Source organism: Streptomyces sp. NPDC031554 (assembly GCF_055580685.1).
Genome location: NZ_JBVIKX010000032.1, coordinates 1 through 1,056, shown reverse-complemented (window position 1 = coordinate 1,056; position 1,056 = coordinate 1). Strand labels below are relative to the sequence as shown.

The window sequence follows — 1,056 nt, the reverse complement described above, 5'->3', positions numbered from 1 at the left end:
AGCCAGTAGTGCTGGTGTTGGAAGGGATACGTCGGCAGTTCCGTCCGCCGTGCCCCCCGCGCATCGAACGCGGCCCCCCAATCAACCTCCACACCCCCCGCCCACACCTCACCCACCGACCGCAAGAACCGATCCAGACCCCCCTCACCACGACGCAACGACCCCACCACCAGACCATCCACACCCACCGCACCCATCGTCTCCGCCACCACAAAACCCAACACCGGATGCGGACTCATCTCCACGAACACCCGACGCCCCTCACCCAACAGAACCCGCGTCACCTCCTCAAAACGCACCCGCTCCCGCAAATTCCGATACCAATACCCCCCATCCAACAACCCCGTATCCACCACCCCACCCGTCACCGTCGAATAAAACGGCACCCCCGACGACACACCCGACACACCCGACAACACCCCCGCCAACTCACCCTCCACCCCCTCCACCTCAACCGAATGCGACGCATAATCCACCGCAACCCGACGAACCCGAACACCCTCACCCCGCAACTCCCCCTCCAACACCTCCAACGCACCCACCCCACCCGCCACCACCACCGACGACGGACCATTCACCGCAGCAACCGACAACCCCCCACCCAACCGCCCCTCCACCACACCCACCGGCAAACCCACCGACAACATCCCACCCCCACCGGCCAACGACGACGCAATCACCCCACTACGCCCCACCACCACCCGCGCACCCTCCTCCAACGACAACCCACCCACCACACACGCCGCCGCGATCTCCCCCTGCGAATGCCCCACCACCGCAACCGGCTCCACCCCCACCGACCGCCACAACCCCGCCAACGACACCATCACCGCCCACAACACCGGCTGCACCACATCAACCCGACCCAACGCCTCCTCATCACCCAACACCTCCACCAACGACCACCCCACCAACGGCTCCAACACCTCCCCACACCGACCCATCCACTCCGCGAACACCACCGACTCCGCCAACAACCCCAACGCCATCCCCACCCACTGCCCACCCTGACCCGGAAACACGAACACCACCCCCGAACCACCCGAAACAACAGGC

Annotated in this window: 1 protein-coding gene; it reads right to left on the bottom strand. The window is 65.7% G+C overall.

All coding sequences use genetic code 11. The features are described from left to right. A partial coding sequence (locus ACZ5FU_RS34955; RefSeq protein WP_451782138.1) for an acyltransferase domain-containing protein occupies window positions 1-1,056 on the bottom strand: 1,056 nt, incomplete at both ends.